This window comes from Helicobacter suis (assembly GCF_902196125.1).
Lineage (GTDB): Bacteria > Campylobacterota > Campylobacteria > Campylobacterales > Helicobacteraceae > Helicobacter > Helicobacter suis_B.
Genome location: NZ_CABIKG010000009.1, coordinates 38,097 through 51,503, shown reverse-complemented (window position 1 = coordinate 51,503; position 13,407 = coordinate 38,097). Strand labels below are relative to the sequence as shown.

14 protein-coding genes are annotated in these 13,407 nt (G+C 40.2%); 13 read left to right on the top strand and 1 reads right to left on the bottom strand.

The annotated features are described in order from the left end of the window. Position 1 precedes the first annotated feature (1 nt). From G6Q00_RS04625 to nspC, 5 genes are read left to right on the top strand one after another with little or no spacing between them, the layout of a single operon-like run. Positions 2-634 carry a DedA family protein gene (locus tag G6Q00_RS04625; protein WP_163498880.1) on the top strand — a complete coding sequence of 211 codons (633 nt, stop codon included), beginning with the start codon at positions 2-4 and terminating at the stop codon, positions 632-634. After that, entirely contained in the window at positions 628-2,100 is a 1,473-nt protein-coding gene (locus tag G6Q00_RS04620) for a leucyl aminopeptidase (RefSeq protein ID WP_163532216.1), read from the top strand. Before G6Q00_RS04625 ends, G6Q00_RS04620 begins: the two co-directional genes overlap by 7 nt. Beyond that, entirely contained in the window at positions 2,100-3,197 is a 1,098-nt protein-coding gene (gene ychF, locus G6Q00_RS04615) for a redox-regulated ATPase YchF (protein ID WP_163532215.1), read from the top strand. Before G6Q00_RS04620 ends, ychF begins: the two co-directional genes overlap by 1 nt. A 32-nt stretch (positions 3,198-3,229) precedes the next feature. Then, positions 3,230-4,201: a chemotaxis protein gene (locus G6Q00_RS04610; RefSeq protein WP_163498877.1), complete on the top strand. Its 972-nt coding sequence runs from the start codon at positions 3,230-3,232 to the stop codon at positions 4,199-4,201. Beyond that, the gene (gene nspC, locus G6Q00_RS04605) at positions 4,201-5,403 is read left to right on the top strand and encodes a carboxynorspermidine decarboxylase (protein ID WP_205426503.1); all 1,203 of its coding nucleotides are present in this window, start codon (positions 4,201-4,203) and stop codon (positions 5,401-5,403) included. Before G6Q00_RS04610 ends, nspC begins: the two co-directional genes overlap by 1 nt. On the opposite strand, the gene prmC is transcribed toward nspC, so the two are convergent. After that, positions 5,400-6,230, bottom strand: a complete 831-nt coding sequence (prmC, locus tag G6Q00_RS04600; protein ID WP_163532214.1) for a peptide chain release factor N(5)-glutamine methyltransferase — start codon at positions 6,228-6,230, stop codon at positions 5,400-5,402. The genes nspC and prmC overlap by 4 nt on opposite strands. A 173-nt stretch (positions 6,231-6,403) precedes the next feature. Here prmC and G6Q00_RS04595 point away from each other — a divergent pair, with 173 nt between their 5' ends. From G6Q00_RS04595 to G6Q00_RS04560, 8 genes are read left to right on the top strand one after another with little or no spacing between them, the layout of a single operon-like run. Then, positions 6,404-7,450 carry a D-alanine--D-alanine ligase gene (locus G6Q00_RS04595; RefSeq protein ID WP_163532213.1) on the top strand — a complete coding sequence of 349 codons (1,047 nt, stop codon included), beginning with the start codon at positions 6,404-6,406 and terminating at the stop codon, positions 7,448-7,450. After that, positions 7,450-8,175 carry an alpha/beta fold hydrolase gene (locus G6Q00_RS04590; RefSeq protein WP_163532212.1) on the top strand — a complete coding sequence of 242 codons (726 nt, stop codon included), beginning with the start codon at positions 7,450-7,452 and terminating at the stop codon, positions 8,173-8,175. The genes G6Q00_RS04595 and G6Q00_RS04590 overlap by 1 nt, the downstream gene beginning before the upstream one ends. A 15-nt stretch (positions 8,176-8,190) precedes the next feature. After that, positions 8,191-9,654 (top strand): Mur ligase family protein, encoded by a 1,464-nt coding sequence (locus G6Q00_RS04585; RefSeq protein ID WP_205426515.1) that lies wholly within the window; start codon positions 8,191-8,193, stop codon positions 9,652-9,654. A gap of 8 nt (positions 9,655-9,662) precedes the next feature. Next, on the top strand, positions 9,663-10,157 hold the full coding sequence (locus tag G6Q00_RS04580) for an HIT family protein (RefSeq protein ID WP_006565197.1): 495 nt from the start codon (positions 9,663-9,665) through the stop codon (positions 10,155-10,157). Positions 10,158-10,165: 8 nt separating this feature from the next. Then, a complete protein-coding gene (locus G6Q00_RS04575; RefSeq protein ID WP_163498872.1) occupies positions 10,166-11,101 on the top strand; it encodes a ribose-phosphate pyrophosphokinase in 936 nt (311 codons plus the stop codon). A gap of 11 nt (positions 11,102-11,112) precedes the next feature. Then, the gene (locus G6Q00_RS04570) at positions 11,113-12,330 is read left to right on the top strand and encodes an adenylosuccinate synthase (RefSeq protein WP_163532211.1); all 1,218 of its coding nucleotides are present in this window, start codon (positions 11,113-11,115) and stop codon (positions 12,328-12,330) included. A 1-nt stretch (position 12,331) separates the two neighbouring features. Next, a complete protein-coding gene (locus G6Q00_RS04565; protein ID WP_163532210.1) occupies positions 12,332-12,766 on the top strand; it encodes a flagellar FliJ family protein in 435 nt (144 codons plus the stop codon). Then, positions 12,759-13,370 (top strand): MotE family protein, encoded by a 612-nt coding sequence (locus G6Q00_RS04560; RefSeq protein ID WP_163532209.1) that lies wholly within the window; start codon positions 12,759-12,761, stop codon positions 13,368-13,370. Before G6Q00_RS04565 ends, G6Q00_RS04560 begins: the two co-directional genes overlap by 8 nt. The last annotated feature ends 37 nt before the right edge of the window (positions 13,371-13,407 follow it).

Here is a 13,407-nt window from a genome sequence, read left to right as displayed (position 1 = left end):
CATGGAAGCGTATATCCTAGAATTGTGGAACAATTACGCGGCTAATTGGGGCTATGTGATTCTCTTTTTCTGGAGTATTTTAGAGGGCGAGATTGGTTTAATTTTAGCGGGCATGGCTTGTTATGCGGGGCATATGAATCTTTTCTTAGCCATTAGTGTAGCTGCTTTGGGAGGATTTAGCGGGGATCAGACTTATTTTTACATTGGTAGAACTAGCAAACAATTTATCAATAAAAAACTAGAAAAACAAAGGCGCAAGCTAGCCCTAGCGCATTTGTTGTTACAAAAATACGGCTGGTTTATTATCTTTATCCAGCGCTACATGTATGGAATGCGTACAATTATCCCTATTAGTATTGGCTTGACTCGTTATAACATGCTCAAATTTGCCCTCATTAATCTAGCTAGTGCCTTTGTGTGGGCATCGGTTACTATTTTACTTGCATGGTATTTTGGAGAACAACTTTATGATTTATTAGAATTGCTTAAGCGTTATCCTTACCTAATTATACTACTATTAGCTCTTGTATTGGGGGCTGTGATCTGGTATTTTAATGTGTCTACAAGAAGGATTGATAAGAGAATCCAAAAAGTCCAGCAAGGACTAAAACTTAAGAAAGGAAAGAAATGTTAACACTCAAGCTAGAACAGGCTTCTTTGGAACAAATACAAGCAGATGTAAGCATCGTGTTTGTGGTGGAGAAAGATTTAAGCGTAGCGGTGGATAAAAACACTTTAGAAACCTTCCACTATGAAGGGGAGGGTACATTTCTAGATCAAGCCCACCGGGTGCTTTATGTAGGGCTTACTAAAAGTGATGTCCACCTATTTAGAGAGGCTGCTTACACAGCGGTACGCACTCTTAAAAAATCCAAGTTTAAAAGCGCAAAAGTAGGGCTCTATGCGGCTAAACACTCTGTAGATAAACACGCCCTAGAGGAAACAATGGCAGCTATCTTTACTGGGGCGCAGTTTGGGCTGTATGAATATGAGGCCTATAAGCAAAAAAAAGAACCCGCGCATTTACAAGAAATTTTTATCTCTGTACAGACTAAAGATTTTAAAACAGAAAGCAAAACTTTAGAACATGCTTTAGAAAAGGCCTTGCATAAATCCCGTATTCTAGTTGAACATGTCAACCTAGCGCGCGATTTAGTCAACACGCCCCCCAATGTGGCTAACGCCCCCTATGTGGCTAAGATCGCACAAGATTTAGCCGAAAAGAATGGATTAGACTGTTTTATCCATGGGGAGGATTATTTAGAGGAAAAGAAAATGGGGGCTTATTTAGCCGTTAATAAAGCCTCAGCCAATCCCCCTCAACTTGTCCATCTGATCTATAAACCTAAAAATGCTAAGAAAAAGATCGTTCTTGTGGGTAAGGGGCTGACTTATGATTGTGGGGGGCTTAGCATTAAAACCCCTGAGTATATGCTCACGATGAAGGCAGATAAAGGCGGGGCGTGCGCAGTTTTAGCTACTGTTAATGCTTTAGCACATTTAGCTGTAGATGCAGAGGTACACGGGGTGTTGGGTTTGGCTGAAAACATGATTTCTGGTAATTCTTATCGCCCCGATGATATTTTAGTCTCTAAAGAGGGTAAAACCATTGAGGTACGCAATACCGATGCTGAGGGGCGTTTGGTGCTAGCTGATTGTTTAAGCTTTGCACAAGATTTACAGCCCGATCTGATCGTAGATTTTGCTACACTCACCGGGGCTTGTGTAGTGGGTCTTGGCTCTTATACTAGTGGGATTATGGGCAATAACGAACATCTTAAAAGCCAATTTGAACATGCCGCGCTTAAAAGCGGGGAGTTAGTGGCTAAATTGCCCTTTAATCGCCATTTGCGCAAGTTGCTAGATTCTAAAATGGCAGATATTGCTAACATTACCCCCGTGCGCTATGGGGGTGCGATCACGGCTGGGCTATTTTTGAATGAGTTTATCCGTGAGGATTATAAAGATAAATGGCTACATATTGATATTGCCGGACCCGCTTACATTGAAAAAGATTGGGATATTAATACAGCTGGGGCTAGCGGGGCGGGGGTACGCATGTGTGTAGAATTTGTACTAGAAGTTTTGGCTAGGTCTTAATGGGTCTATCTATTGGGATTGTAGGTTTGCCTAATGTAGGTAAATCTAGTTTATTTAACGCCTTAACCCGCTCAACACAGGCCCAGAGTGCAAACTATCCTTTTTGTACGATTGATCCAAATAAAGCAGTGGTAGATGTACCTGATGTGCGTTTAAAAGAGTTAGCGCGCATTGTCAAGCCTGAGAGAATCCAACACTCTAGCGTAGAATTTGTAGATATTGCCGGATTGATTAAAGGGGCTAGTCAAGGCGAGGGATTGGGGAATCAATTTTTAGGAGCTGTTAGAGAATGTGCTGTGATTTTACATGTGGTGCGCTGTTTTGAAGATGAGAATATCACCCATGTTAGTGGCCAAATCAACCCTTTAGCAGATATAGAAACTATAGAGATCGAGCTAATCTTAGCTGATATTCAAAGTTTAGAAAAACGCCTAGATAAGCTAAATAAACTTGCTAAAACATCTAAGGATGCCCAAGCAAGTTTAAAGGTGGCTAGCGCGCTTTTAGCGCATTTAAATACATTAAAACCGGCGAGTACTTTTGCCCCTCAAGATGATTATTTTTTAGAACTTGATCGCGAGTTGCGTTTTTTAAGCGCTAAAAAGGTGATTTATGTGGCTAATGTAGACGAGGCACATGCCAACTCTTTAAATGCCCATGCACGCTCTGTACAAGATTTAGCCAAACAAAGAAACGCGCCTTTTGTGGGTTTAAGCGCTAAATTAGAGGAAGAGCTAGGGAGTATGGCAGAACATGAAGCTAATGAGTTTTTACAAAGCCTAGGGGTGAGTCAAAGCGGTTTAGATAAAATCATTACTTTGGGTTTTGATACTCTAGGTTTAATGAGTTATTTTACCGCTGGAGTTAAAGAAGTGCGCGCATGGACTATTTTAAAGGGCTCTAGCGCGCCGGTGGCTGCGGGGGTGATTCATAAGGACTTTGAAAAAGGCTTTATTAAAGCTGAAACAATTTCGTATGCGGATTTTATCGCCTGTGGAGGGGAACAGGGCGCTAAACAAAAGGGAGTTTTAAGAGTGGAGGGCAAAGATTACATCGTACAAGACGGCGATGTGATGCATTTTAGATTTAATGTTTAGACATTTAATAAAGCACTTGATAAAGGAAATGTATGCCCAATAATTTAGCCCACATTGATCAAGTTACAAGTTTACATAAAAACAACGAGTTACAGCTTTTGTGTTTTCGTTTAGGTAAAAACAAGGATTTATACGCGGTTAATGTGTTTAAAATCCGCGAAGTGGTGAAATATAATGGGAGTTTAACTATTATTAGCCATGAACCTAACTCTTTAGTAGAGGGGCTTATTATCATTAGAGAACTTACCATTCCTTTAATTGATATGAAAAAGTGGTTTTATTATGACAGCAGCAATAAACAAAAGGATTTGCGTCCTTATTGCATTGAAAAGGCTGATGGTAAAGATGATATTGTGATGATTTGTGAGTTTTCTCGCTGGACAATTGGGGTACGCATTTATGAAGCCGATCGCATTTTAAATAAAAAATGGACAGAAATAGAACAAAGCGCAGGTGTGGGGGGTAATACGGGAAATAGTAAACTAGTGAGTCGAACCCGCTATTTTGATGGCCGTTTAGTACAAGTGGTGGATATTGAAAAAATGTTAACAGATGTCTTTCCTTGGATTGAGCAAGAAAGCCATGCAGAATTAGACACGCTCACCCAGCTTTATAGCGATAAACTTGTACTACTAGCTGATGATTCCCCTAGCGTACTTAAAACCATGCAGGTGATCTTAGATAAACTAGGGATTAAACATTTAGATTTTATTAATGGAAAACAGCTTTTAGATTATCTCTTTGCTAAAGAAACGGTACTTGAAGACATAGGGCTTATCATTACAGATTTAGAAATGCCAGAGGCTAGCGGGTTTGAGGTGATCAGACGGGCTAAATCAGATCCTAATATGGCGCATATCCCTATTGTTGTTAATTCTTCTATGAGTGGGAGTAGCAATGAGGAAATGGCGCGCTCTTTACATGCTGATGATTTTATCTCCAAATCCAACCCTAAAGATGTAGAGCGCATTGTTAAACAATTCATGCACACACAACAGGCTTAATGGATTATCATTCTATCCCCTCACCCTGCTATGTATTAGAGTTAGCTAAGTTACAACACAACTTAGCCATTTTAGAAAGAGTTCAAAAAGAAGCGGGGGTTAAAATTGTACTTGCGCTAAAAGGGTTTGCCTTTTGGCGGAGTTTTGAATGGTTGCGGGTGAGTTTGCATGGCTGCTGTGCTAGTGGGGTGTATGAAGCCTTGTTAGCCTATGAAGAATTTGGCTCCAGAGAGAGTGGTAAAGAAATTTGTGTTTTTAGTCCGGGATTTAAAGAGATGGATATTAAACAACTCTTACCCATTGCCACACATATTATTTTTAATTCCTTTGTCCAGTACCACACTTATAAAGACCTCATCTTAGCAAAAAACAAGCAACTAAATAAACTAGGGCTTTCGCCAATCAAAATAGGTTTGCGTATTAACCCGCTTTTTAGCCGCGTCCAACCCTTGATTTATAACCCCTGTGCCCCTCATAGCCGTTTGGGTATCCCCCCACAAGCCTTTAAAGAGGGCATAGCGCGCTATGGTTTAGAGGGGGTGAGTGGTTTACACTTCCACACCCATTGCCAACAAGATGCCTCCGATCTACAAGAGGGCTTAGATCATGTCAAAAAACATTTTGGAGAGATTCTAGCCCAAGTACAATGGCTTAACATGGGAGGGGGGCAACACATGAGCAAAGAGGGCTATGCCTTAGAGATTTTAATTCAAGCCATAGAGCAACTTAAAAAAGACTATCCTAATCTGAGAGAAATTTTTTGTGAGCCCGGGGAGGCGGTGGGCTATCAGACAGGGTTTTTACTCTCTAGCGTGCTAGATATTGTAGAAAATGGGGCACAAATTGCTATTTTAGATGTGAGTATCACCAACCATATGCCAGATTGCCTAGAAATGCCTTATAAACCTGAAATTTTTAAGGTGGCTTTAGATGGCAGTGTATATCCGGGCAATGAAACAGGGACTTTTGGCTATTTTCTAGGGGGTGTGAGTTGTTTGGCTGGAGATTTTATTGGGCCTTATTACTTTGAAACCCCCTTACAAGTAGGTGATCGAATTATCTTTGAGGACATGTTGCATTATACGATTGTGAAAAACAATACTTTTAATGGAATTGCTCTACCTAGTTTAGGTCTTATTGAGCATAACCAATTTAAGTTACTAAAAAAGTTTGATTTTTCCCACTACAAAGAGCGCAATTAAGTCGGTCTAGTCGCTACAAAGCCTCGATCTAAATCAGAGTAATCGGTGTAAAAACTTGCTTGATAACCTTTTAGCCCTAAATGTTCACTTAAAGAAGCCTTGTGGTTATGCCCCATTTCACAGGCTAGAAACTTTACCCGTTTATTTGCCGCCTGATCAATAAGAGCCTTTAAAATCTCATCTCCATATTCGCCCCCATAGAGTGCAATCTCTGGTTCATAACGCACTGAATCCTCTAGCGGATAATCTAGCGCAACATAAGGCGGGTTACTTACAACTAAAGTTCTAGCCTTAATATCTACACCTTCTAGTAAAGAGGTTTGGAATAAATTAATGCGGTTTTGTAGACTAAAGGTAGAGATATTCACACTAGCCACCTCTAAAGCCTCCATAGAAATATCTGTAGCTAAAATAGAAATTTTAGGGTGTGCCATAGCTAGGCTCACAGAGATCACACCGCTACCAATCCCCACTTCCACAACATTTTTAATCCCATAATCTTGGATTAACTCAGAAGCTTGGTGGACTAAAATCTCTGTTTCTGGTCTAGGGATAAGTACCCGCTCATCTACAAAAAAGATACGGCCATAAAAACTCACTTCATTAGTGATGTATTCAATCGGAAAACCCTTAGCCCTTGTTTTTACCATGCGCATGAAGCGTTCAAAGGCAAAATTATCTAATTCTTCTTGGGCGTGGATATGCAAATACACCCGGTCCACACCTAAAAGATGGCTTAAAAGAAGTTCAGACTCTAAGGCACTGCGCACTCCCCTATTTTTAAGTACCTTTTTAGCTTCATACAAGGCTTTTGAGATATTTTCCATAAACTCACTTTGGCCGGATTATTTAAAATTAGATACACGCCTGTAGCGCTTACTTCTAAAACTAGCCGGTTATTCTATCTTAAAAAGCCTTATGCATGTTTAAGTGGCATAAGGATTTGCAAAAGATTAGGTATAATAGACCCCTTAGATTCTTGTAAGTTTGAAGGATAGAAGTGGATTATGGGCTGTTGTTTGGCGGGAAGAGTTATGAACATGAAATCAGCATTGTAAGCGCTGTGGCGCTTAAGGAAGTGTTAGGAACACAAATTAGTTCTTTTATTTTCTTAGATGGGGCGCATAAATTTTATTTGATTGATAAAAAAGACATGCGTTCTCATTTTTTCTCTAGTGGGCAGTATAAAAAAAGCCCTGAGTTAGTATTAAGACATGGGGGTTTTTATACACACGGCCTTTTGGGTGGAAAAAGTGTTAGCATGTCTGTTTTGATTAATTTAATCCATGGAGGCGATGGAGAAGATGGCAAGATCGCCTCTTTTTTAGATTTTTTTGGGGTTTTATTTATAGGCCCTAGAGTTGAGGGCTGTGTTTTAAGCTATAGCAAATATTTTACAAAAATGTTAGCCAAAGAAAAGGGGATTAATATTTTGCCCTATATCTTTTTAGAACAACATGATATGGGAGCGCTACAAAACCTAGATTATCCTCTAATTGTTAAACCAAACCGGCTAGGTAGTTCTATTGGTATTAGAGTGATCAAAGATGCAAAAGATATTGCCTATGTCTTAGATGAAGTGTTTGAGTTTGATAACCAAGTACTCATTGAACCCTTTAAACAAGGGGTGAAAGAATATAATTTAGCGGGCTGTAAGATTCAAGGCGAAAGCGAAGAGGGAAAATTTGTCTTTTCTGTAGTAGAAGAGCCACATAAGAAAGAATGGCTAGGGTTTGAGGAAAAATATTTAGATTTTGGGCGTACACAAAAAGTCAAGCAAGCAAATATTAGCAGCCATTTAGAGGAAAAAATGCGCCAAATATTCCAACTCATTTACGATCCATTCTTTGTAGGGGCGATTATCCGTTGTGATTTTTTTGTGATTAATGAGGAAGTCTATTTAAATGAAATTAACCCCATTCCGGGCAGTTTAGCCCACTATCTTTTTGAGGATTTTTCCTCTTTGCTAGAACAAATCTATTTACCAAAACAACCCATTATCCCCATTACTTATCACTATATCAACCAGATTCAAAAAGCCAAGTGATGGCTAAGCGTCGTGTGTTGTATCAGGGATACACTTTTGAAATCGCTTATAATTTTTATAACCGCTATGTATCTAAGAATTTGGTGTTTTTGCATGGTTGGGGGAGTTCTAAAGAGTTAATGCAGATGGCTTTTAAAGCCTTTTTTAGCCATTACAACCACTTTTATTTAGATTTGCCCGGATTTGGTAAAAGCCCTAACCATGTTTTCCTTACCCCTAGAGATTATGCTAAAATCGTAGATGCGTTTTTTGCTTCCTTGCAGGTAGAAATTGACATGGCCATTGGGCATAGCTTTGGGGGTAAAGTGGCGTTATTGTGCCGGAGTACTAATTTAGTGCTTTTAAGTACAGCAGGAATTTTAATCCCCAAACCTTTTATCACCCGTCTTAAAATTAGATTGGCTAAGGGCTTAAAAACTTTGGGGTTAAAAAAAGCGCTAGGCTTACTAACCAGTAAAGATGCGCATCATCTGAATCAAGCCATGTATGAAACTTTCAAATACACGGTACAAGAGGATTTTGAAGAACATTTTAAAGCCTGTAAAAAGCCAACTTTAATTTTATGGGGGCAAGAGGACACCACCACCCCCTTAGAAGCAGGGCAAAGAGTTGCTTCTTTAGTGCCCAAGAATTGTTTTTTTGTTTTAAAGGGCGATCATTATTTCTTTTTAAAGCAGGGGTTGGAAGTGGAGAGGCGCTGTTTAGAATACTTCCAAGAGGGTTAAATCTTGAAAATGATCATGGATACACTAGAGTGGATCGCGATATGGGCATTTGTACTAGGTCTAAATTATTATCTAATCACGCTTTTGCAGTGGTATCATTATAGCTATATGCGGGTGATCACCAAGCATCACAAACGGCGTTGGCATTTTTACCATGCTATCTTGCCCACCGCTGTTTTTATCACCACACAGATCATGCATTGGGATTTGGCTTTCATATTATTCGTAGGCTTTATACAAATCCCTTCTCTTCTCTCTTGGAATGTACACTTAGATAAACGGCTTGTTTTTACCCCACGGGTGGTACGCTTCTTCACCTTTTTACTTTTATTTTTACTCACCGATGCGATTTTAGTACATGTCTATGGCAAGGTGTGTTCTTTACTCTATCTCTTACTTGTAATTCTTGTCCACATTGCTTGTAAGGCCTATGAAGCTTTAATTGCCTCCGGGTATGTAAGCCTAGCTAAAGAGAAACTAAAGCGCATGAAAAATTTACAAATCATTGCCATTACCGGTAGCTTTGGGAAGACAAGTGTTAAGAATTATCTTTATCAAATCTTGCAAGGCAAATTCACAATTTATTCTTCTCTTAATAGTGTTAATACCTTATTAGGCCTAAGCCAAGATATTAACCAAAACCTAGATGAAACAAGTACCCTTTATATTGCTGAGGCGGGGGCTAGACAAAAGGGTGATATTAAAGCCATTGGCTCACTCTTAGAACACCACTATGCTATCATTACTGAAATTGGCAACCAGCACATTGAGTATTTTAAAGATATAGATAGTATCTATGAAACGAAGGCGGAGTTACTCCAATCTCCTCGCTTAATCCAAGCCTTTTGTTATGATAAAAACCCCCTAGAGCCCTTTTATACAGAGATTACAGATAAGATCAAGCTCTATCCCGGACAAATCCGCCATGCTAATGCCACCTTAGAGGGGACTTCTTTTGAGTTGTTTTTAGATAACCAATGGGTGGCCTTTGAAACTAAAATTTTAGGTGCTTTCAATGTGGATAACATCGCTTTAGCGGTTTTAATGGGGCATTATTTTGATATTTCTATCCCGCAATTACAAAGATTAGTGGCCAAACTTAACCCCGTCCCCCACCGCCTCCACCCCCTGCGCATTAATGATAAATTTATCATAGATGATGGGTTTAATGGCAATTTAAAGGGCATGTTAGAAAGTGTTAGGCTAGCTAGCTTGTATATGGGGCGTCGAATCATTGTTACACCCGGGCTAGTAGAGAGTGATATAGAATCTAATACTACGCTAGCTAAAGCCATTGATAGCGTATTTGACATTGCCATTATCACCGGTGAATTAAATGTAAGTGTATTTGCACAGAATCTACAAAGGCCTCAAAGGGTGTTTCTCAAAGACAAGGGGCAATTAGAGCAAATTTTACAAACCATCGCACTTGCTAAAGACCTTATCTTGTTTGCTAATGACGCACCCAATTACATCTAGGAGAGTCCATGGAAAGACTTTATGCGCCTTGGAGAAGCGCCTATTTAACGGGGGAAAAATCAGGGGGTTGTGTTTTTTGTGGCATTAGCCAAAATCCCCACCTAGACACACAAAACCATGTTTTATTCCGTGATTCTATTTGTTTTGTGGTCATGAATCGCTACCCTTATAACCCCGGGCATTTCATGGTTATCCCACACCAACATGTAGACAGCCCTGAATGCTTAAGTCTAAATCATTGGCAGTGTTTACAACAACGAATCTATGAGGGCGTTAAGCTTTTATATGCCTTTGGGGCTAGTGGCATTAATGTAGGCTTTAATATCAAAGAAGCAGCAGGGGCTGGGATTGCCCCCCATTTGCATGGGCATGTTATCCCCCGGTTTAATAGGGACACTAATTTTATCACAACCATCGCGCAAACGCGGGTTTATGGCGTGGATTTTGAGGCCATTTATACAAATCTAAAAACAAATGCAACCCAGTATTTCCAGCCACTGTAAGGAGAAGCATGAAGACGCGCAGTTTTAAAATCTTTAGCGGGAGTGCACACCCGAGTTTTAGTAAAGAAGTTGCTAGGCATTTAAATGTTGGGCTATCTAAGGCGGTTTTGGGGTATTTTAGCGACGGGGAAATCAATGTACAAATTAGCGAATCTGTGCGTGGACGCGATGTTTGCATTATCCAGCCCACTTGTGCACCTGTTAATGATAATTTAATGGAACTCTTAATTATGGTAGATGCGCTTAGGCGCAGTTCAGCTAATTCAATCACCGCAGTAATTCCTTATTTTGGTTATGCCAGACAGGATCGAAAAGCCGCCCCTAGAGTACCTATTAGCGCTAAATTAGTGGCTGATTTAATGCAAAGCGTGCAAATTGATCGCATCATCACAATGGATTTACACGCCGGCCAGATTCAAGGCTTTTTTAATATTCCGGTGGATAATCTCTATGGTTCTATTATTTTTAAAGACTATATCCTCTCGCGCAATTTTAAAAATCCCATTGTAGCTAGCCCAGATATTGGGGGTGTTTCGCGGGCGCGTTATTTTGCTAGCCAAATGGGGCTAGATTTAGTCATTGTAGATAAGCGCAGAGAGCGGGCTAATGAAGCGGAGGTGATGAATATTATTGGAGATGTGAGAAAACGGGGTGTGATCTTAGTAGATGATATGATTGATACGGCTGGGACGGTTTGTAAGGCTGCTAGTATGCTTAAGGCTAAGGGGGCGTATTCAGTTATGGCAATTGGTACGCATGCGGTTTTAAGCGGAAATGCTATAAAGCGTATCCAAGAGAGTGCTTTAGATGAAGTGGTGGTGAGTAACTCTATTCCTTTAAAAGGCAAGCATGCTAAAATCACGGTTTTGAGTGTAGCGCCCTTGTTTGCGGAGGTGATTCGTAGGGTTTATCATAATGAGAGCGTACATTCGCTCTTTGTCTAAAGGAGTTTGATATGGCAGATGTGGTTGTGGGGGTGCAGTGGGGCGATGAGGGCAAGGGTAAACTAGTTGATCGCCTAGCGCCTAATTATGATTTTGTGGTGCGCTTTCAGGGCGGGCACAATGCAGGGCATACCATTGTAGCTAATGGAAAAACTTATGCGCTCCATTTAATTCCCTCTGGTGTACTCTACCCACAATGTAAAAATGTCATTGGTAATGGTGTGGTGGTGGCCTTAGATGCTCTTGTAGAGGAGATGAGTCTTTTTAACGGTTTAAAAGGGCGTTTGTTTATTAGCGATCGAGCACACTTGATTTTACCCCACCACCCCCTCTTAGATATCCGCCATGAGAACAACTCTAAAATGGCCATTGGGACAACAAAAAAAGGCATTGGACCGGCTTATCAGGATAAGGTTGCGCGCTTGGGTTTGCGCATGGGTGATCTTTTAGAACCTAAATTTCTTAAAGAAAAAATCGCGCATTATTCTAGCCTACCCATACGAGGGCTAAGTTTTAAAACTTTAGAGAATTATTTAAACACCTATGCTAAGCAAGTCATTCCCTACATCACAGACACAACAGAACTTTTATGGGAAAGTGTGGATAAGGGCCAAAAGATTTTACTAGAGGGAGCACAGGGGAGCATGCTAGATATTGATTTTGGTACTTATCCTTTTGTTACTAGTTCTACTACAATAACAGCTGGGGCATGTAGTGGGAGTGGGCTAAGTGTTAAAGATATTGATGAGGTTATTGGAGTGGCTAAGGCCTATTGTACCCGCGTAGGCCATGGACCCTTTCCTACAGAGGAGGGCGCAGAAATAGGCGCGTTTTTACAAAAAAAAGGGCATGAATTTGGGACCACCACACAGCGCGCGCGCCGTTGTGGGTATTTTGATGCGGTGGCTGTGCGCTATGCTTGCCGTTTAAATGGCTGTACCCAATTAGCTTTAATGAAACTAGATGTACTGGATAGCTTAGAGGAGATTTTAGTAGGGGTAGGTTATGAGAAAAATGGGGAAAAATTAGAACATGTGCCCAGTGATTTAGAGGGATTAAGGCCAATTTACCGTGCTTTTAAAGGTTGGAAGCGTACAGCAGGGATTGCACACTTTAAAGATTTGCCTAAAGAAGCGCAAGATTATGTTTTAGCCTTAGAGGAGTTAGTGGGTGTGAAAATTAAATCTCTTTCTACTAGCCCTAGACGCGAGGATATGGTGGTGATTTAGCATGGATCTTGAGGCTTTTAAAAAATTAGTCAGAATTAAAAAGCAAGCCATGCAGCGCTATGAAAGCGATATAGCCCACAATAAAAGCCAAATTGCTAGCAAGCAAGAGCAACAACATGCCTTACTAGTAGAATTATACGGCTTAAGTGTGCCTACAGAGGGAGGGTTTAATGCCTTTATCCAACTAAATGCTTTGAAGAAAAATTACTTGTATCAAATAGAACACATAGGGGAGGAAATTAGCCAGCTTAAAGAAATGGGCAGACATTTAAAGGAATTATATAAAAACGCCTCTATTGAGTATGAAAAATTCAAATATCTACAAACTGTAGAAGAACAGAAAAAAATTAAAAGACTTAAAAAGCTAGAAGATCAGCAAATGGATTCTATTGGGGCAGAGGTGTTTTACCAACAACAAAGAGAGAATCATGATTAGGCTTTTTTTATTAGCCCTAGTCTTTATTTTTGCAAAAGCCCAAACGCCTTCATCTAAAGAGTTTTTGCAATGCAACGCCATTTTTGAATCCAGAAAAGCCGAAATTAAAAACCAATTACAAATGCTCCAAGAGAGGGCTTTAGCCTTACAAACTCTGCAAGAACAAACCCAGAGTCTACTTAATCAGCGCAAGGCTAAGGTGAGTGAAAGAGAGCAGGCTTTAGAGGCTAAAATGAAGGAATTTGAAGCCAAAGAAGCTAACTTTAAACGCTTACAAGATGATAGAGAAAAAAAGCTTAAAAAAATGATGGCTGATAATGAAAAACTGCTTAAAGAGATTAAAGAAGCTAGCAATAGCAAGATAGCTAGCACTTATGCCAAAATGAAAGATTCTAAAGCCGCGCCCATTTTACAAGATTTGCCTATTAATGAGGCTGCTAGCATTTTATCCAAGCTTGAGGCTAAGGATATGGGTAAGATTTTAGCTAAGATGGACCCCCAAAAGGCGGCGAATTTAACTGAGATGTTACAAAAAGGCCCGCCCTTTAAAGCCCCGCCCCCGCCTCCGCCTCCGCCCAAACCTAAAAGCGATGATGAGGAATGATTGTTAAAAATCACAATAAATCAGGTTGATTAACTTA

Coding starts and splice junctions, on each gene's coding strand:
- G6Q00_RS04585 (WP_205426515.1), top strand. CDS start 8,191: ATGGATACACTAGAGTGGATCGCGATATGGGCATTTGTACTAGGTCTA.
- ychF (WP_163532215.1), top strand. CDS start 2,100: ATGGGTCTATCTATTGGGATTGTAGGTTTGCCTAATGTAGGTAAATCT.
- G6Q00_RS04625 (WP_163498880.1), top strand. CDS start 2: ATGGAAGCGTATATCCTAGAATTGTGGAACAATTACGCGGCTAATTGG.
- prmC (WP_163532214.1), bottom strand. CDS start 6,230: ATGGAAAATATCTCAAAAGCCTTGTATGAAGCTAAAAAGGTACTTAAA.
- G6Q00_RS04565 (WP_163532210.1), top strand. CDS start 12,332: ATGGATCTTGAGGCTTTTAAAAAATTAGTCAGAATTAAAAAGCAAGCC.
- G6Q00_RS04575 (WP_163498872.1), top strand. CDS start 10,166: ATGAAGACGCGCAGTTTTAAAATCTTTAGCGGGAGTGCACACCCGAGT.
- G6Q00_RS04580 (WP_006565197.1), top strand. CDS start 9,663: ATGGAAAGACTTTATGCGCCTTGGAGAAGCGCCTATTTAACGGGGGAA.
- G6Q00_RS04570 (WP_163532211.1), top strand. CDS start 11,113: ATGGCAGATGTGGTTGTGGGGGTGCAGTGGGGCGATGAGGGCAAGGGT.
- G6Q00_RS04620 (WP_163532216.1), top strand. CDS start 628: ATGTTAACACTCAAGCTAGAACAGGCTTCTTTGGAACAAATACAAGCA.
- nspC (WP_205426503.1), top strand. CDS start 4,201: ATGGATTATCATTCTATCCCCTCACCCTGCTATGTATTAGAGTTAGCT.
- G6Q00_RS04610 (WP_163498877.1), top strand. CDS start 3,230: ATGCCCAATAATTTAGCCCACATTGATCAAGTTACAAGTTTACATAAA.
- G6Q00_RS04590 (WP_163532212.1), top strand. CDS start 7,450: ATGGCTAAGCGTCGTGTGTTGTATCAGGGATACACTTTTGAAATCGCT.
- G6Q00_RS04560 (WP_163532209.1), top strand. CDS start 12,759: ATGATTAGGCTTTTTTTATTAGCCCTAGTCTTTATTTTTGCAAAAGCC.